The organism is Sediminibacterium sp., from assembly GCF_030695065.1.
Classification (GTDB): Bacteria; Bacteroidota; Bacteroidia; order Chitinophagales; family Chitinophagaceae; genus Sediminibacterium.
The window spans coordinates 24,536-43,518 of sequence record NZ_JAUYTR010000016.1; the positions used below are offsets into that span (position 1 = coordinate 24,536).

Annotated in this window: 16 protein-coding genes and 1 tRNA gene; 8 read left to right on the forward strand and 9 right to left on the reverse strand. The window is 40.1% G+C overall.

The window, feature by feature from the left end; genetic code table 11:
• Positions 1 to 3: 3 nt before the first annotated feature.
• The 4 genes from Q8S25_RS07025 to hscB form a co-directional block, all read right to left on the reverse strand.
• Positions 4 to 1,842: an ATP-dependent endonuclease gene (locus tag Q8S25_RS07025; protein WP_305536192.1), complete on the reverse strand. Its 1,839-nt coding sequence runs from the start codon at positions 1,840 to 1,842 to the stop codon at positions 4 to 6.
• Positions 1,839 to 2,147, reverse strand: coding sequence for a helix-turn-helix domain-containing protein (locus tag Q8S25_RS07030; RefSeq protein ID WP_305536194.1), 309 nt, complete (start codon positions 2,145 to 2,147; stop codon positions 1,839 to 1,841). Before Q8S25_RS07030 ends, Q8S25_RS07025 begins: the two co-directional genes overlap by 4 nt.
• A gap of 866 nt (positions 2,148 to 3,013) precedes the next feature.
• Positions 3,014 to 3,097 (reverse strand) — tRNA-Leu (locus Q8S25_RS07035).
• A 50-nt stretch (positions 3,098 to 3,147) separates the two neighbouring features.
• Positions 3,148 to 3,654 (reverse strand): Fe-S protein assembly co-chaperone HscB, encoded by a 507-nt coding sequence (hscB, locus tag Q8S25_RS07040; RefSeq protein ID WP_305536196.1) that lies wholly within the window; start codon positions 3,652 to 3,654, stop codon positions 3,148 to 3,150.
• 72 nt (positions 3,655 to 3,726) lie between these two features.
• On the opposite strand from hscB, the gene Q8S25_RS07045 reads away from it, so the two are divergent.
• The gene (locus Q8S25_RS07045; RefSeq protein WP_305536198.1) at positions 3,727 to 4,944 is read left to right on the forward strand and encodes an NAD(P)-dependent oxidoreductase; all 1,218 of its coding nucleotides are present in this window, start codon (positions 3,727 to 3,729) and stop codon (positions 4,942 to 4,944) included.
• A gap of 27 nt (positions 4,945 to 4,971) precedes the next feature.
• Here the strand turns inward: Q8S25_RS07045 and mutS are convergent, their stop codons facing one another.
• Together mutS and Q8S25_RS07055 are read right to left on the reverse strand one after the other, a co-directional pair.
• Complete coding sequence (gene mutS / locus Q8S25_RS07050; protein WP_305536200.1) at positions 4,972 to 7,608, reverse strand: DNA mismatch repair protein MutS; 2,637 nt, start codon at positions 7,606 to 7,608, stop codon at positions 4,972 to 4,974.
• Positions 7,609 to 7,651: 43 nt separating this feature from the next.
• Positions 7,652 to 9,244, reverse strand: a complete 1,593-nt coding sequence (locus Q8S25_RS07055) for a M20/M25/M40 family metallo-hydrolase (protein WP_305536202.1) — start codon at positions 9,242 to 9,244, stop codon at positions 7,652 to 7,654.
• Positions 9,245 to 9,347: 103 nt separating this feature from the next.
• On the opposite strand from Q8S25_RS07055, the gene Q8S25_RS07060 reads away from it, so the two are divergent.
• From Q8S25_RS07060 to Q8S25_RS07080, 5 genes are read left to right on the forward strand one after another with little or no spacing between them, the layout of a single operon-like run.
• Positions 9,348 to 9,878: an RNA methyltransferase gene (locus tag Q8S25_RS07060; RefSeq protein ID WP_305536204.1), complete on the forward strand. Its 531-nt coding sequence runs from the start codon at positions 9,348 to 9,350 to the stop codon at positions 9,876 to 9,878.
• Between the two features lie 6 nt (positions 9,879 to 9,884).
• Positions 9,885 to 10,796, forward strand: coding sequence for a UbiA-like polyprenyltransferase (locus tag Q8S25_RS07065; protein ID WP_305536206.1), 912 nt, complete (start codon positions 9,885 to 9,887; stop codon positions 10,794 to 10,796).
• Positions 10,797 to 10,832: 36 nt separating this feature from the next.
• Positions 10,833 to 11,243 carry a Holliday junction resolvase RuvX gene (gene ruvX / locus Q8S25_RS07070; RefSeq protein WP_305536208.1) on the forward strand — a complete coding sequence of 137 codons (411 nt, stop codon included), beginning with the start codon at positions 10,833 to 10,835 and terminating at the stop codon, positions 11,241 to 11,243.
• Between the two features lie 58 nt (positions 11,244 to 11,301).
• Entirely contained in the window at positions 11,302 to 11,880 is a 579-nt protein-coding gene (gene def / locus Q8S25_RS07075) for a peptide deformylase (RefSeq protein WP_295232959.1), read from the forward strand.
• A complete protein-coding gene (locus Q8S25_RS07080; RefSeq protein WP_305536210.1) occupies positions 11,877 to 12,830 on the forward strand; it encodes a hypothetical protein in 954 nt (317 codons plus the stop codon). The genes def and Q8S25_RS07080 overlap by 4 nt, the downstream gene beginning before the upstream one ends.
• 76 nt (positions 12,831 to 12,906) lie before the next feature.
• Here Q8S25_RS07080 and Q8S25_RS07085 read toward each other — a convergent pair whose 3' ends face one another.
• Positions 12,907 to 13,566: a hypothetical protein gene (locus Q8S25_RS07085; protein WP_305536212.1), complete on the reverse strand. Its 660-nt coding sequence runs from the start codon at positions 13,564 to 13,566 to the stop codon at positions 12,907 to 12,909.
• Positions 13,567 to 13,839: 273 nt separating this feature from the next.
• Here Q8S25_RS07085 and Q8S25_RS07090 point away from each other — a divergent pair, with 273 nt between their 5' ends.
• A complete protein-coding gene (locus Q8S25_RS07090) occupies positions 13,840 to 14,214 on the forward strand; it encodes a hypothetical protein (RefSeq protein WP_305536214.1) in 375 nt (124 codons plus the stop codon).
• 25 nt (positions 14,215 to 14,239) lie between these two features.
• On the opposite strand, the gene gcvP is transcribed toward Q8S25_RS07090, so the two are convergent.
• The gene (gcvP, locus tag Q8S25_RS07095) at positions 14,240 to 17,113 is read right to left on the reverse strand and encodes an aminomethyl-transferring glycine dehydrogenase (protein ID WP_305536216.1); all 2,874 of its coding nucleotides are present in this window, start codon (positions 17,111 to 17,113) and stop codon (positions 14,240 to 14,242) included.
• Positions 17,114 to 17,237: 124 nt separating this feature from the next.
• Here gcvP and Q8S25_RS07100 point away from each other — a divergent pair, with 124 nt between their 5' ends.
• A complete protein-coding gene (locus tag Q8S25_RS07100; protein ID WP_305536218.1) occupies positions 17,238 to 17,720 on the forward strand; it encodes a YkgJ family cysteine cluster protein in 483 nt (160 codons plus the stop codon).
• An 8-nt stretch (positions 17,721 to 17,728) separates the two neighbouring features.
• Here Q8S25_RS07100 and Q8S25_RS07105 read toward each other — a convergent pair whose 3' ends face one another.
• Positions 17,729 to 18,979, reverse strand: coding sequence for an MFS transporter (locus Q8S25_RS07105; protein WP_305536220.1), 1,251 nt, complete (start codon positions 18,977 to 18,979; stop codon positions 17,729 to 17,731).
• Between the last annotated feature and the right edge of the window lie 4 nt (positions 18,980 to 18,983).

The following is an 18,983-nucleotide window of genomic DNA, read 5'->3' on the forward strand; positions in this document are numbered from 1 at the left end:
GTTTTAATTAAGTTTTGCTGTTATAGTATTGTACAAGTTTATAAATTCATCGTCTGCACCGTCAAGCCATGTCAATCGCAATTCGGCAAAAGTCAAATTGCAATAGTGGCGTTCTGCCACTTTGCTACCGCCCAAATGTCCTCTTATTCCACTATCAGGATAATCTTTACAAAAATTTTTCGCATGGTCAAAATCAGTATAGGTAATTACAGCACCGGGAACAAGCCTTTGCAATGCTGTTGGGTGCATATAATTTTCCAACAGTCTTTTCTTGGTAATCATAAAGTCTGTACCAACTGTCAATCCATAATTTGTAAGATTGGTTTCATTTGCTGAAACTGCTGCTGCATTATCCTTATCGCTATCTAAAAAAATGAAAAACGGTTTTTCCAGTTTGGTAAACAAATCAAGGTTGACCCAATGTTTTACACCACCACAACCGCCAATTGGAATAATATTAATGCTCAACTCTTCAAATGTGTGAGTGATTAAGTTTGCTTGCTTATACAATGTAGCCTTGTGGTGCATTGCATTTACATCGTCAATTCCCTCAACAAGAAACAACAGTCTTGAAGTAGAAAATAAAGGAGTGAAAGTATTGTCGGGCTTAATACCTAAATCAATTGCCAGTGCTTTATAGTCTATTGCATTTTGATTAACGGTGTAAACATTGTTCGGCTTTGAAATATGAATAATGTTGTGGCGTTTAGTGTTTCCAACAATTGTAGGCGAATGTGTTGAAGTAATTACCTGATAACCATTTTCAGTTAGTGTACTTAGTTTGTCAAATAAATTGTCCTGTGCAGAAGGATGTAAAAAAGTTTCAGGTTCCTCAAAGCCAAAAATGATTTGCTGTGTATCGTCTGTTCTTTCTGTTTCTGCCAGATACTCAAAGTAAGACATCATTGTGATTCTTCTAAACCCATCGCCCCGTGAACTTAAAGGAATATCGCTGCCGGAAGAATCACTTATAAATGAAGTTGATATTAGTTTGCTCCAATCAAAATCTACTTTAGGTTTAACCTGTTCCCCTGTTTTTACAACATCATTTATTTTGTCAGTTACTTTTTGTAAAACAGATTCCAACTTAGTTTTAATAGTGGTTTCCATTTCATCCGTATCTACTTCCTCTTTGATAAGCTTGAAAGCCATATCCTTGAAATATTTCTGAATGGTTGTGTCAGTATCAGAAAGAGAAGTGTCGGCTTTGAAATATTGAAAAGAAGGCAACACTTTTTTTATAGCATCTCCAATTGCTTTCATTTTGGAAGTGCCAGTGCCGGGAATTTCTTCTACCTCGTAAGTAAAAGCAATATTATTTTCCTGATTAAATTCTCTAAGCTTTTCCCTTTTCTCTACGTTGTTGTACGCTTCACCATTGCCTTTTGCAGTTGCAATTGCATTGGCTGTGCATTGTGCAATAAGTTGTGCTTCTGTTTTGGAAATAAAATCGCTGTTGCCATTATATTTTTTTCTAACAATAGAGGTTTTTGGTTTTGAAACATTTGTTTCTGTAACATTCCAAACCTTTTTCCAAACCAATTCATTTTCGTCATTGGTCAATTCTTCGCCTTCAATCGTAGTAAGTATTTCTTCGCCTAAAAGATATTGCTTGTTTTCGCAGTCAAAAAACAATTCAACAATAATTTGATTGTCCTGTGCTTGTACATTATAGTCAGCTCTTGATAAAGTTGTTTCATTCAACGAAGCATCCAATGCTTTTAGGATGGTTGACTTACCAGCATCATTTTGTCCAACGATACAATTAAATAAATCGAAGTTTATGGTAATAGAACCGTTAATTCCTCTGAAATTTGTTATGATAGCTTTCTTTAAAATCATTTCTTGCCTTTGTTTTTCGTGATGTACTTTACTCTTTCTTCTGCAACCTGCAGGGCTTTCAAAGCCATGTCTTCGTCCTCCACTTCATAAACCAATTTGTCGCTAAGCCATGCAACCAGCAAGTCATTTTCTTTTACTTTAAAATACTCGGCAAGCTTTACCACTTGTTCCCTTGAAGGCTTGCGTTGTCCTCTTTCAATTTTACTAAGTATTGCCTGGTCAATGTCAAGGAAAGCAGCAACTGTCCGCAAGGGCAGTTCCTTGTTCTCTCTAAGTTTCCGTATTGTGTCGCCTAAGCTGTCCATTTTGAACGATTGTATTTTGACATAATTTGTCAAATTTATAAACTGTCGCTCTGTTGAGCAAAGATTTGTTGCTGAAGTTTTCAACATAATGTTCATAGATATTCGTCAGCCATGGGTGGTGGGTGGGCTTTGGTGTTCAGTATAGGTATTTGTTGATGTATTTAGTTGAAGCCGATAAGAATTCCGTCCGCTGGGGTGGGTCGGCTGTGCGTTGGCATTTTTAGCTCTTTGCAAGGTTGGCTTTGTGTCGGGGTTTTGTGTGCCTTGCAATGTGCTAAAAATAGCATGGGGTCGGGTCGGCAAAGTCATGGATGCTTGTATATGTGTAGGATGTTCAATAGGGTGACGTACAACATTTAAATATGCGCTACTCAAATTCCAATCTAAATTTCGATTAAGCTAATATTTAAGTATTTAGTATTATACATTTTAAATTTCTCTTACGTCAATACATTTATACTTTTTGAATTGATATAAGAAATTATCTAATTATACATTTTCGATTTTTTGTCATATTTATTTCAAAGCAATGCCCCCTGACTCCCAGACACAAAATTCTAGGGTCAGTAAAACACTAACAAACAATAACAATTGGGGAGGAATAAATTGGGATTTGAAAGTTATAAATAAATTATTATATGAAGAAATAATTATAATAGCTAGTGAGAATATTTTCTCGATGATTCAGAGAGTGCAGGATTCGCTGCGCTGAACTTCGTTCAGCTTGCAGTTCCCAAGAGGGGGGCGTACCCAAAGACCCTGCAACGCTTGCAGCGTTGCTCGGGGTTTTCCATTTTCGCGCTTACAAAAGCAAGCTTTTGAAGCCCTCAAATAGAAAACCCCGGTACTGCGTACCAGGGTCTTTGTGCCCAGAACAGGAATCGAACCTGCACTACCTTGCGATAACCAGATTTTGAGTCTAGCGCGTCTACCAATTCCGCCATCTGGGCTTGAAATGGAGTGCAATATTAGCCCATGCACGCATAATTTCCAAAATATTCTATTGAAGTCCCGATATAATTCTATCGAGGTACTTTTTTTTGAAGTAATAGTCTTTTACTTGCAGCAACTCTTTTTCGGTAGAAGTATTTTCCGAATAATTACCCATAACTGGTTCAATAGCTTCATATAGTTCTGTTTCTAAGTTTTTGGCAGTGGCCATTAGGGCCGCTACGGCGCTGGTGTCGGTTTTGTCCAACTCCATCACCTGCTCGTTCAAGTCCATTACTTCCATCAAGAAATCGGGTGGGAGGTTGTATTTTTCTTCTTCCTGTAATAATCCCTTGCTGGTGAGTATATACTTAATCAACAAATCCTTGTTCAATAAGGTTTTGTAGGCTTCGTTTATCATGGCCGATTTCTCTAACACTTCTTGCTGCTCGGTTGCGGTGCCGCCGCCGTTGAAGTCGGGGTGGTGGGCTCTGCTTAGTTCGTAAAACTTTTTTCGTACGGCTGCGGCGTCTATTGTAAAGCTGGGTGCGATGCCGTATAACTCAAAATAATTCATGGCGCAAAATTAAGCCCTTGGTTTTATAAATGATAAATATCATTCCTCGGCTCGTGGCAATAAACTAAATTCGTGAAAATTTTTTCGATGCTTGTTATTGGCCTAATTAGAGAGGGTAAAGTTCCTGCGGATAATCGCGTTGCGCTTACGCCTGCGCAGTGTAGGTTTCTCATGAAAAATGTAGAGAATGTAGTGGTGTATGTGGAGCCTTCTCCCAATCGTTGTTATTCGGATTCGGAGTATGAAAAAGCGGGGGCGATCTTGTCTAATGATTTGTCCAATTGTAATTTGTTGTTGGGGATTAAGGAAGTGCCCGTGAGTCAACTCATTCCCAACAAGCGCTATATGTTCTTTTCGCATACCAAGAAATTGCAGCCTTATAACCGTGCCCTTATGCAGGCCATGGTGCTGAAAAATATTACCCTGATCGATTATGAATGCCTGGAGCACAATGATGGGCAGCGCATCATTGGATTTGGTTTTTTTGCTGGTATAGTGGGCGCGCACAATGGTATCATGGCTTATGGTAATCGCACGGGTGCGTTTAAGTTGGAAAGGGTGCACAAAATCAAAGACTATCGTGCGCTCATTCATACTTATTTTGGTTTGAAATTGCCGCCCATTAAAATTGCGGTAACGGGTAGTGGGAGAGTGGCTCATGGTATTTTAGAAATCATGAACCTCTTAGATGTACAGGAAGTGGAGCCCGATGAATACTTGTCCAAGTCCTTTGACTATCCGGTATATGTGCATCTCAAGGGTAATAATTTGTACCAGCACAGCATTAATAAAACTTACCATCGCAATCATTTTCACGAGCATCCTGAGGAATACTCTTGTTTGTTCGAGCAATATGCGGGGCATACCGATATTCTCATGAATGGGATTTATTGGGGCACCAATGTGCCTCGTTTGTTCTCAATGGAATCCATGCAGTCCAATCATTTCAAGATCCAAACCATTGCCGATATTACCGACGATAAGCATGGCTCTGTGCCTTGTAACCTGGGTGATGCTACCATTGACAATCCGGTGTATGGCGTCAATAAATTAACGGGTGAACAAACCGATCCTTATTTGCCCAATTCGGTTGACGTTATGGCCGTGGGTAACCTGCCCAATGAATTGCCGCGCGATGCCAGCCGTTATTTTGGTGAGCAGCTCATCAAATATATTTTAGACGATGTACGCAAAGGGGGGGCTGCCGTTATTGAGCGGGCTACTATTTTAGACAAGGGTAAACTAACCGAACCTTTTGAATATTTAAAAGATTACGCGGCGCTGGATTAGTCAAAATTAAATACAATCGTATAAAATCTATTTCAGCAAAGCCTTGATATCATTGAGTTTCATCAATGCTTCTACGGGCGTTAATTGATTAATGTCTATTGCATTTAGTTTTGCTCGGATGCTTTCGAAGGTTTCGGTATGTGCATCAAATATGCTCAACTGCACTTTGGGTACAGATGCATTTTGCACAGCCACACTCACTATGTTGTTACCAGACTCTCTTAGCGTTTGGTTGCCCGCTTCTTCTCGTACATGCTCTTTCTCTAACTGCTCCATTATCGCTGTTGCTCGGTTAATTAATGCAGTAGGCATGCCCGCCATTTTTGCTACCTGTATACCAAAGCTATGCGTGCTGCCGCCGGTGGCCATTTTGCGCAGGAAAATAATTTTATTGTTTAGCTCTTTGTGTGTGATATGGTAGTTTTTCACGCGCGCTAAATGTTCTTCCAATTCATTCAATTCATGGTAGTGCGTGGCAAATAAGGTCTTTGGCGCAAAAAGACTGTTGTGTATATATTCCACCATACTCCATGCAATGGAAATACCATCATAAGTGGCCGTGCCTCTTCCTATTTCGTCTAATAAAATCAAGGAGCGCTCACTCATATTATTGATGATGCTTGCTGTTTCGTTCATCTCTACCATGAAGGTAGATTCTCCTCCACTTAAATTATCAGATGCGCCAACACGGGTAAATATTTTATCGGTTAGGGGAATCATTGCCGCCGCTGCGGGTACAAAAGATCCCATATGGGCCATCAAGGTAATGATGGCAGTTTGTCTTAAGAGCGCACTCTTACCACTCATATTCGGCCCCGTTAAAATAATGATTTGCTGATCGGTTTTATTTAATTCAATATCGTTCGACACATATTGCTCATCCAATGCCAGCTTGCGTTCTATTACTGGGTGGCGGCCTTCTTTAATCTGCAATTCCAATCCCTCATGTATCACTGGTTTTCTGTATTGGTATTGCATGGCATTCTCTGCAAAACAAATAATACAATCCAAGGTAGCCAGTATATTTCCGTTTACTTGTATGGGCGCGATATAGGTTTGTAAATCGGTAATGAGTTGATTGTATAACTCTTGCTCAATCGCTAATATCTTGTCTTCGGCTCCAATAATTTTTTCTTCGTATTCTTTTAATTCCGGCGTGATGTATCGCTCTGCATTGGTAAGGGTTTGTTTTCTAATCCAATCCGCCGGTACTTTGTTTTTATGCGAATTGGTGACTTCTAAATAATAACCAAACACATTGTTGAAACTAATTTTGAGCGAGTTAATTCCGGTTCTTTCTGCTTCTCTTTCTTGTATGTTTACCAAGAATTCTTTTCCGCCATTGGCTATATTTCTTAATTGATCCAACTCTTCATGTACGCCTGCTGCGATTACGCCGCCTTTGTTAATGAGTACCGCTGGGTTCTCTTGTATCTCTTTATTAATGCGGGTTTGCATGGTTTCGCAGGCATCCAAGTTATTCGATAATTTGCGCAACCATTGGTTGGGGCTATCACTCAGTAGGGCTTTTACAATAGCCGTCTGTTCCAATCCCCTGGCCAATTGTACTACTTCTCTTGGGCCAATTTTTCTTAAAGCAATTTTACTCACCAAACGTTCTATATCTCCACAAGCTTTAATGGCTGCTGATAATTGTTGTCTTAGTTCGGTTTGTACAATGCTGTATTCAACGGCTTCTAGGCGTTCTTCAATTTGTTCTTTGTTCTTTAGTGGAAATACCAACCATCTTTTCAATAGTCTGGCTCCCATGGCACTCACCGTATTGTCTATCACTTGCAATAAACTGGTATGGCCTTCCGACTGCATGGGCAGCAATTCTAAATTGCGTATGGTAAATCGATCCATCCACAAAAACTGATCGCGTTCTATGCGTTGTATCTGCGTAATATGTTGCAGGTGCGGGTGCTCGGTATCTTTTAAATAATGTAAGATGGCACTTGCAGCAATGATGGCTGCGGGCATCAAATCAATTCCAAATCCCTTTAGGGAATGGGTATTGAATTGCTTGACTAAATTTTCTTTGGCAAATCCTTCTTCAAATATCCATCGCTCCATGGTATAGGTATAAAACCTCGTGCCATATTGCTCTTTAAATTTCTTTAGATAACTGCGTTCAAATATGACTTCTGCGGGTTGCATGCTCTGCAACAACTTGTCTATATATTCTTCGTTTCCTTCCGCTGCAAAAAATTCTCCTGTTGAAATATCGAGTAATGCTATGCCGGTATTGGCTTCGGTATAATGTACGGCGGCTAAAAAATTATTGCTTTTGTTTTCCAGCAGTTTATCGCTGGTGGCAATGCCGGGTGTAACCATTTCTGTTACCCCTCTTTTTACAATGCCCTTGACCATTTTAGGGTCTTCTAACTGATCGCAGATGGCTACTCGATGGCCTGCTTTTACCAGCTTGTGTAAATAAGTTTCTAGTGAATGATGCGGAAAGCCAGCTAGTTCGCTGGATGCGGCTGCCCCATTGTTTCTCTTGGTAAGGGTAATGCCCAACACACGTGACGCTATAATAGCGTCTTCTCCAAATGTTTCGTAGAAATCACCTACTCTAAATAACAAAACAGCATCGGGATATTTTTGCTTAATAGCCCGATGCTGCTGCATTAAAGGTGTATCGTTTCCAGATTTTGCCATGGCAACAAATATAACGATACGCGTATTAAAAAAACCGATTCAATTATCGTCTTGCTGCCGGTCTTGCCGCTGGCAATGGCTTCCTTGGGAGCTTGTCATCGCGCTGTGCAGTGTGGTATACAAAACTGGCAACAATAGTAGCCATTTGTTTTAAATCGTCTGCTATTAAATGGTCGTACACATCCATATTGCTGTGGTGGGTGCGGGTATCGTATTCAATAGGATCTTGAATAAATTGAAACCCTGGTAATCCCACTCCATCAAATGATTGGTGATCGGTTCCGCCGGTATTGTTAATGGTTACCGCATGTGCGCCTAAATCTTTGAATGGTGCTAACCATGCTTTGAAAATATTTCTACAAGCTTCGTTGCCTTGTAAATAAATTCCCCTGATTTTTCCGGTACCATTGTCAATATTGTAATAGCCAGAAAGCTTTTCGTGCTCAGGCAATAATTTCATATCAGCTGGATCGGCAAATGTCTTTTTTACATAGCCTCTAGATCCCCAAAGGCCTTGCTCTTCTGCACTCCATAATCCTATACGGATCGTGCGCTTAGTAGAAATATTCAAGGCTTTTAAAATGCGCATTACTTCCATCATCACTGCTGAACCAGATGCGTTGTCTGTTGCACCTGTTCCTGCTTGCCAAGAGTCTAAATGCCCACCAATCATCACGATTTCATTTTTCAATACCGGGTCGGTGCCTGGTATTTCTCCAATCACATTGTAGCCTTGTAAATCTTTGGTGTGAAACTTGGTTTTTACATCCACGTCTAACTTAACTGGGGCACCTGTTTTTGCAATGCGTAAAATGCTGTTGAAGTCTTCTATGCCTACTGCAATGTCTAAGAAGTTCTCCGGAGCAGTGCCCTGATATGCACCACCACCTTGCGCAAATACGGTACCATCATGGCTTCTAGGGCCTCCGCTACTTAATAAAGCAACAGCGCCTTCTGCCTTGGCCATTTCTTTTAAGATGGCCATCATTCTTGCTGCTCCACCACCACGTTGTTGTTGCATGGCTTGCATTTGTCTGCGTTGTGCAGCAGTATCTACTGGTCTTGGAGGCGCCATAGTAGCGGCTTCCATTTTAGCCAATTCTTCATCGGTATATCTTACCGCATCTGCTTTAAAAGAATGCTTATAAGTAACCAATTGATCCATCATCAATACTTTGCCTTTTAGTTGGCCGCTGTATTTCATTAAATCTGCACTGTCTTTGGCGCTGATCACCAATACTTCTGCAGATTGTAATTTTTTATTTCCTGCTGTCCAGGTCTTTGGATAAATCATGATGGGTTTGTAATAAGGTGCTGTCATGGCCATATAAGATTTCTCTAATTCCCATCCTTTTCCAAATTCGCCCCATGCATCTAGTTCGGCTTTTTCTACCCCAAATGATTTGAGGGTATTGATGGCATAATTGGCGGCTCTACTATAACCCGGAGAGTTGGCCAATCTTGGGCCACTCATATCGGTTAGGTTAAATACAATATCCATTACTTTGGAATTTTCTAATCCCTCTTTGCGGATGCGATTAATAACGGCCTGGTCTACCGGTTCTGTACCTTGGGCAAAAGCCATAATAGGGCTGGCTAGTGCTAATAGGAGTGAATGTTGAACAAATTTTCTCATATCTGTTGGTTGTTTTGATTGTTTAAAAAGAGCACGTTAATGTAGTTTTTTTCTCTAACAAACTGCCAAAGATTATTTGAATGGATGGGTTTACCTTTGCCCCATGCGCAAATGGTCTATGCAAGAATTGGGGAGAAAATCAATTGCCGATTTTAAAGAAGCCCCTAAAACGCCCTTGGTAGTGGTATTAGACAATATCCGAAGCATGCACAATGTGGGTTCGGTATTTAGAACTGCCGATTCTTTTTTGGTAGAGAAAATGTACTTATGTGGCTACACCCCCCAACCGCCTCATCGCGACATTAATAAGACAGCACTCGGTGCTACAGAAACCGTTGCTTGGGATTATATGCCTACCACGGTGGAAGCGGTTCAGTTGCTTAAAACCCAGGGCTACCAAGTGTTTGCGGTTGAGCAAGCCGAGGGGGCTGTGTACCTAGACCAGTTTAATTTCCCCGCACAAAAAATTGCCATCGTAATGGGCAATGAAGTAGAAGGAGTGGCCGATGAAGTGCTCGATATTTGCGATGGTTGTATTGAAATTCCGCAATTGGGTTCTAAACATTCGCTGAACATTTCGGTGGCGGCGGGCATTATTATTTGGGCCATTACCGAACGCACCGTTTTAAAATAATTCAATTTGACTACTGTTAAAAAATACCTCAGTCTCGTAAAATTTTCGCATACCATTTTCGCCATGCCCTTTGCTTTTATTGGGTTCTTTTTGGCAATTCCTGTTGCCAATATTTCAGGCAATGGCGAAGCGGGTACCATGCAAGGGATTTTAAATCCTATCTTACTGCAGAAAGGCTTACTAGTATTGGTTTGTATGGTTACGGCTCGCAATGCAGCCATGGCTTTTAATCGTTATTTAGATCGCCATTTTGATGCGCTCAATCCTCGCACAGCTATTCGTGAAATTCCTGCGGGTATTTTATCTGCGGAATCAGCTTTGCGTTTTGTGATTGGCAATAGCATCGTGTTTGTATTGGCTACATGGTTCATTAATCCACTTTGTTTTTATTTGTCTTTTGTGGCACTGTTTGTGGTGCTATTTTATAGTTTTACTAAACGCTTCACGGCTTTGTGTCATTTGGTTTTAGGGGTGGGATTATCACTGGCTCCTATTGGCGCTTACTTAGCTGTTACGGGCAGCTTTGCTTTATTGCCGCTGCTGTTTTCTTTTGCCGTTATTTTTTGGGTGAGTGGCTTCGATATTATTTATGCCTTGCAAGATGTGGAGTTTGATCAATCCCATCAATTGAATTCTATTCCTGCTGCATTGGGTAAAGAGCGGGCTTTATGGGTTGCTCGTTTATTGCATGTATGCAGTGCCGCTTGTGTTACCATTGCTGGGGTGTATGGCGGTTTTCATTGGTTGTATTTTATTGGGTATGGGGTGTTTGTAGGCATGTTGATTAATCAACATCGCTTAGTGAAACCGCATGATTTGAGTAAAGTGAATTTGGCTTTCATGACTTCTAACGGCATTGCTTCTGTGGTATTTGCTATCTTCGTTATTGCTGCTTTGTTTTTGCAGTACGGTTGGTAGTGGCGGCGGGTATAATCCGACCAATAACTAAAAATTATGGCTAGAATTATTTGCATTGATTATGGTGGCAAGCGCACTGGCTTAGCAGTGACCGATCCTATGCAAATTATTGCTACGGCACTTACCACTATTCCTTCTAAAGAATTGATTCCTTTTTTAAAAAACTATATGGTGCAAGAGCCCGTAGAATTGATTTTGATAGGAGAGCCTCTCAATTTAGACGATAGCCCTACCCATGGTACGCCCTTGGTTAAAAAAGCCATTCAAGATTTAACAAAAGCTTTTCCCAGTATTCCTATTCAAACCGTAGACGAGCGCTACAGTTCTAAACTGGCTGTGCGGGCCATGGTAGACATGGGCATGAAGAAAAAAGACCGCAGAGAAAAAGGCAATATTGACCAAATTGCAGCCACCATGTTATTGCAAGAGTTCTTGCAAAACCGCTAACTGGCTTTGCGGGTTCGCCGTTTCGGGGTACTTTTGCCCCCATTATAATTAAAATAGCATGATTCTTCCTATTGTAGCGTATGGTGCACCTGTGTTAAGAAAGATAGCACAACCCATTACCAATGAATATCCTGGTTTGACTAAACTCATAGAAGATATGTGGGAAACCATGTATTCCAGCAATGGTGTTGGTTTGGCTGCCCCGCAGATTAACCGTGATATTCGGTTGTTTGTGGTAGACTCTGAGCAAATTTTTGAAAACCTAGAAGAAGACGAACAGGGCAAATACAATGATGCTCCGGGTATTAAGAAAGTATTCATTAATGCACAAGTAGAAGCCATTCATGGCGAAGAATGGGCTTACAATGAAGGTTGCTTAAGCATTCCTAAAATTCGCGAAGACATCATGCGCGGCGAAGCCGTTACCATGACTTATTACGACGAAAACTTTAAGCAGTTTCGTTCTACTTTTTCTGGAATAACTGCTCGCGTTATTTTACACGAGTACGATCATATTGAAGGAAAATTATTCATTGATTATTTAAAGCCTTTGCGCAAGAAAATGTTGCAGGGCAAACTCAATGATATCAGCAAGGGTAAAATTAAAGTGGATTATAAAATGAGTTTTGCCAAATGAGGAATCGCTTGATGCTCGGCTTTTGCGCATTACTTTGCTCCCTGCTTAGTGTGGTAAAAGTTATTGCACAAGACAGTACGTTAATTATTGATGAGAAGCGATTTACATTATCGGAAGTAGTAGTTAGAAACAACTTAGATTATAAAATGCTCTTAGAGCAAATTAAGGAAGACACTACTTTTTACAAAGCTTTCAAAAACTTACGCATTCTGGGTTTTAGCTCGTACAACAATATTCAAATGACCAATAAGCAAGGCAAAACAATTGCCTCTTTGGCCAGTAAAACCCGTCAGAATAGAACCAATGGTTGCAGAACCATGGATGTGTTAGAAGAATCGGTTACGGGTGATTTTTATGATCGTTCTGGAGATTATAATTATATGACCCCTGAGCTCTACGCTAGTTTGTTTTTTACCAAGGGAACCATTTGTGGTGAAACCAATATTGTGGCTGGTCGTAAAAGAAGTATTGGGGGTAAAAAAGGAATGGAGAAACACAAAGAACAATTGAAAATGTTGTTCTTTAATCCAGGTAAGAAAATTTCCGGCATTCCTTTTATTGGCGATAAGCTAGACCTCTACGATGAAACCGCTCACAAGTATTACGATTATCGTTTAGATATTGAAGAATACAAGGGTGAACTCTGTTATGTATTTTCTATTATGCCCAAAGCCAATTTGGGTTTTCTTAAAAACGATCGCATTGTGGTAGACCAAATGGTTACTTGGTTTAATATGAAAACCATGTCGGTATTGGCCCGCAATTATGCGTTAAGTTATAAAGCGGGGGTCTATGATTTTGATGTGAGTATGGAAGTTGAAATGACCAATCTCGGCAATAATTTGATTGTGCCTAAAACACTTCGCTACAAAGGCAATTGGGATGTGATTTTTAAGAAGCGCGAGCGCGCCATTTTTACCGCAACACTATTTGATTTTAAGAGAGACTAACTCAGCGTATTTGTAAAACAAATAAGCACCCCGAAGGGTGCTCATTGTAAGGCAAGGATTAAATTTGTTGAAAGTTTTATAAACCCAACTTTCTGCCTTGTAGGGTACGGGTTTTCTTGTCACTCTTGGTAACATCGGTTAATTTAACCACCAACTTTACATCTGCTACACTACCATTGGTTACGCCGGCAGCTGCTCTGTAAATATTTTTATCATAAGGTATTTCTACCGTTCCATTGTCCCAGTTGTTTCCGGCTACTACAAATTTGTCTTCGCCTTCGGCTGGTACAAAATAAAATGAGTTTCCGTTTTCAAAACTTACTCTTAACCCATTTAAATCGGCTGATTCTATAATGCCTGGCGTATAAGCGGGAATAATGATTTCATTAATTAATTTACCATTGATAAATCGTACGCTTCCAGAAGCAACTTCTGCTTTAGCGCTGTCTAATGCTCTGGTCAAAATCAATTTTTGGTCAATATAAAATTGTACTCTTTTCACATCTACATTGTAAGCCATTAGCTTCATTTGTAGTTCGCGTGAAAAAGCAACATATTGACTTTTGTCGATAGATGCGGCATTGCTTGGCGGAGCATATGAATTGTTAGCAGCAGGATTGTTTTGAGGGGTACTGCTTTTCAAGTAGCCCTTAGAGCTACTGCTGCTTTTGCCGCCTGAACAGCTGGTAAGTAAACTTACCCCGATTAAAACAATGCCTGTTAGTAAACGAGACATATCTTTTTTTTTAAGTTCAAATAATAAAATGGCAACGATAAACGTTATCAACCCACAAGTTCTACCTTTTTTATTGTAAAAGGAAGCTTATTTGCGTGCTCAGCTTGTAAATTGGCTTGTTTTGCCCAAAAATCACCACCAGTTGGTATGTTTTGGTGCCTAGTTATGTTATTATTCCGTCATAAAACATAAGAATTCCGTATTTGCCGAAGTCAATTCAACTAGGCCGCTTTCTATTTTAGGAGGATTCAATCTACCTAAAAAAATAAATTCATGCGAATTATTGATCGATTATACCAGTACTTGCATTTTCATGCATTGAGTGCCTATGCTTTTGAACGCATTTGCAATTTAAGCAATGGTTACTTGGGCAAACAATACAGAGGAAAAGGCACCATGGGTTCTGAAGTATTGCATAAAATACAAGCCTGTTTTCCCGACTTGAATATTCATTGGTTGTTAACTGGCAAGGGCAGAATGATTCGGCATGCTTTGCCAGATGCGCTGGAGCTGCAAGAAGCCGGAGACCCTTTACAATTGCTGTATCAAAAAATTACCTTGTTAGAAAAATCATTAGCAGATAAAGAGGAGCTGATTGTTTTGCTCAAAAAAAAGCGCCCCTTAAAAAGGAGCGCTTTGACTATTTAGTGTTGGTTGTAACGCTTATTGGTTTCTATGCGTTCTCTTCTGCATAAGATGAAACGGGTTCGCAAGTGCAAATCAAGTTTCTGTCTCCATGTGTATTGTTAACTCTTGCTACAGATGGCCAGAATTTATTTAAGGTTACATAGTACAGTGGAAATGCGGCTTCTTGTCTGCTGTAAGGGCGCGTCCACTCATCGGCACAAACCACTGCTTGTGTATGTGGGGCATGCTTTAATGGGTTATTTAATTTATCTGCCTTACCTGTTTCTATTTCTTTGATTTCTCCATGAATCGCAATTAAGGCATCGCAAAAACGATCTAATTCTGCTTTGTCTTCGCTTTCTGTTGGTTCTATCATGATGGTGCCTGCAACAGGGAAACTCATGGTAGGAGCGTGGAAGCCATAATCTATTAAACGCTTGGCAATGTCTTCTGCTTCTACTCCTGCTGTTTGCTTGAATGGTCGTAGGTCTACAATGAATTCATGCGCACAGGTTCCATTTTTTCCGGTATATAAAATTGGATAGTAGTTTTCTAACCTTGCTTTCATATAGTTGGCGTTTAGAATGGCATATTCGGTACTCATTCTAATGCCATCTGCGCCCAACATTTTAATGTATGCATAGCTGATTAATAAGATACTGGCAGATCCAAATGGTGCAGCACTTACTTCTAATCCTGTTTTTTCGTATCCTAATAAATGTCCAGGTAAAAACGGTGCCAATTTATCGTTCACACAAATAGGTCCCATTCCGGGGCCACCACCACCATGTGGTATGGCAAATGTTTTGTGCAAATTCAAGTGGCATACATCGGCTCCAATCATGCCTGGGCTGGTTAATCCAACTTGTGCATTCATATTGGCTCCATCCATATATACCAATCCGCCATTCTCGTGAATTAATGCACAAATTTCTTTAATGGTTTCTTCGAACACACCATGGGTAGATGGGTAAGTAACCATTAAGCCGCCTAGTGTGTCTTTGTATTGTTCTGCTTTGGCTTTTAAATCGGCCACATCAATATTACCTGCTTCATCACATTTTACTACCACCACTTTAAAGCCCGCCATTACTGCACTTGCTGGGTTGGTTCCGTGTGCACTAATTGGAATCAACACAATATTTCTAAATATTTCGTTTCTGCTCTTGTGGTATTCTCTAATGGTTAACAATCCTGCATACTCACCTTGCGCGCCACTATTGGGTTGTAAGCTACAAGCGGTAAAGCCTGTAACGGCACATAGGTATTGATTCAGCTCGGTTAATATTTGTTGGTAGCCTGCTGTTTGATTAATGGGTACAAAAGGATGTAAGCCTCCGAATTCTGGCCAGCTCACTGGTATCATTTCGGTTGCTGCATTTAATTTCATGGTACAGCTTCCCAAACTAATCATGCTGGTATTTAATGAAAGGTCTTTATTTTCTAAAGACTTAATATAACGCATCATTTGGCTTTCGCTATGGTGCGTATTGAATACTGGGTGCGTTAAATAAGTACTTGTTCTAATTAAATCAGTTGGCAATGCTGTATTGGTATTGTTTAATTCCAATGCAGCAGATTGTTTTCCGGTTACTTGCTCAAATACTTTTACGACCGCTTGTACATCGGCAATGGTAGTGGTTTCATCAATTGTAATACCAATGGTTCCATCATTAAAGTAACGGAAATTGATGCCTGCATTTTCAGCTGCAGTTTTTAATTGACTAGCATCAACTCCAGTAATATGTAGGGTGTCAAAATAAGCGGCATTGTGTTGTTGTACTCCCAAGCTGCTTAATGCTTTTGCAGTTGCATTGGCTAATGCATGTACTCTTGATGCAATATTTTTTAATCCTACTGGTCCATGGTATACCGCATACATGGCAGCCATATTGGCCAACAATGCTTGTGCGGTACAAATATTTGAAGTGGCTTTCTCCCGCTTAATATGTTGCTCTCTGGTTTGTAATGCCATTCTTAATGCGCGATTGCCTTGCGCATCAATACTTACCCCAATTAATCTTCCAGGCATTCCTCTTTTAAAATCGTCGCTGGTTGCAAAGAATGCAGCATGTGGTCCACCATATCCCATTGGTACGCCAAAACGTTGTGCAGATCCTACTGCTACGTCTGCGCCTAGTTCTCCTGGAGAAGTTAATACGGTTAGTGCCAATAAATCAGTTGCCATAATTACATATGCATTGGCTGCATGAACTGCATGAATAAATGCTTTGTAATCGTTTACCGATCCGTTGTTGGCAGGGTACTGTATGATGGCGCCAAAATAAGTTTCATCAATGCTTGCTGCTTGGTAATCACCAAATACCAATTCAATTTGAATAGGTGCTGCGCGCGTAATTAATACTTGTTTGGTTTGTGGAAATATATTGTTGTCTACAAATAATTTGGGCTTGGTAATATTGTCTGTTTTGTTAGCCAAGTGAAACAACATAGCCATGGCTTCTGCTGCTGCGGTTGCTTCGTCTAACAAAGAGGCATTGGCCATTGGTAATCCTGTTAAGTCGGTTACCATGGTTTGAAAATTCAACAAACTCTCTAATCGTCCTTGAGAAATTTCTGCTTGGTAGGGAGTATACTGAGTATACCATCCTGGATTTTCAAAAATATTCCTGAGTATTACGCTAGGGGTGATGGTGCCATAATATCCCTGTCCTATATAGTTTTTGTATAATTTATTTTTAGCAGCCACTTTCTTTAGTTCTGCTAAGTATTCAAACTCACTAATAGCAGCAGGTACTGCAAGATCTTCCTTGATTCTGATGCTATCAGGTACCGTTTTGCCAATCAATGACGCTACATTGGGCTCCTGTATTGTTTTTAGCATTGCACTTAAATCGGTCGCATTAGGGCCAATATGTCTTCTCTGAAATTCGGTGGATTGTTGATCAAATAAATTCATACTCAAAGGGCTTTTTGGTGGCGCAAAGGTAATAAGTATGAACATCAATTTAACTGCTTTGTTGAGCGAATAACATAATTTTACTGAGTTGTGATTAATTTCTTAACATGTTTAACTGATACTTGTGGAAGACTTGATGATTAATTGGGAAAAAAAATCGGCTGAACACCAAAAAAAGTATGGGCAGTTCTTAAAAAAAGCCGACAAAAATAAAGTGTTGAAAGTGTTGCCCGATCTACATGAAAAGGCATTTGAGCAAATCAACTGCCTAGATTGTGCCAATTGTTGCAAGAATTACTCTCCACGTTTTAAACAACCCGATATCAAACGTATTAGTAAATATTTGGGCATGAAAGAAACGGCTTTTATTGGCCAATACCTCAACCTAGATTCAGATGGGGATTATGTGGTTAAATCTACTCCCTGTCCTTTTTTGGGCCAAGACAATTTATGCAGTATTTACGATGAGCGACCTTCTGATTGTGCTCGTTTCCCTTATACCGATGAAGATGTATTGTTGAAACGCCCATTGATTACATTAAAAAATTCCAGTTTTTGCCCAGCGGTATATCATGTAATGGAAAATTTAATGGCCATTGTGAAATAAGCTTTTTGTTAATACTTCATTTTTCTTAGAGCGGGGGCTTTAAACCAGGTAGCCACTACCACTAGTATGGTCATTGATCCCCCAAAAACAACAGAGGGAATTACGCCCATTATTTTAGCTGCCAATCCACTTTCAAATTGGCCCAATTCATTGCTACTGTTAATAAACATTGAGTTTACACTCATGACTCTTCCACGCATATGATCGGGTGTTTTCATTTGTACAATCGTGCCTCTGATGATTACACTTATGCCGTCTAATATGCCGCTTAATAAGAGCGCAAAAAAGGAGAGCCAGAATAATTTAGAGAGTGCAAATACAATAATGCATGCCCCAAATCCTCCCACTGCCCAAAGCAATATTTTACCTTGATTGGTTTTTAAAGGGAAGATGGTAGCTAATACAATAATGCAGATGGCGCCTATATCGGTGGCTGCATTCAACCAACCAAATCCAATAGGCCCTACTGCTAAAATATCTCTGGCAAATACCGGCACCATGGCTACTGCTCCGCCAAAAAATACGGCGAATAAGTCGAGTGACAAAGCCCCCAATACTTCTTTGGTTTTGAATACAAATTGTAATCCTTCTTTTACACTTTCTAATCCTGTTTTTTCTCCCTTCTTATTCAATGCTGGCTTGGCTTTGAGTTGGTATAAAAAAACAAATCCTGTTGCAATAAAACTCACAATAATTAAAAGCGCACCTGTATTCCCAATCCCTGCAATTAAAAATCCTGCAGCTGCATGTCCGGTTACCGATGCCGATAGCCAAGTTCCTTGGTTCCATGTGGTGGCGCTTTGTAATTGGTCTCTGGGTACAATTGCTGCCAGCATAGTGCTAAACAAGGGTCCTGTGAATGCACGAATAATACCCGTACAAAAAATGACCATATATATAAAAAATGCTACCCAGTTTTTTCCTAGTTGTGCCAATGAATAATGGGTGCTCAATAACAACAATGCAATGGCACAGCTTAAGTAGAACAATACTCCTCTTAGTAATAATTTTCTTTTCTCGCTAATGTCTATAATATAACCTGCATATAAAGCCAATGATACTGCTGGTATTACTTCTGCTAATCCAATTAATCCTATTGCAAATGGGTCGTTGGTTAATTCATAAATCCACCAACCCGTTACTGTGCCCAACATTCTCAGGCCCATGATAAATAAAAATCGTCCTGTTAATAAATGCCTGAATTCTGGTATGCCCAATACCTTGAATGTTTCTTTTTTTTGGAATGTTACTGGGGGCATTGGA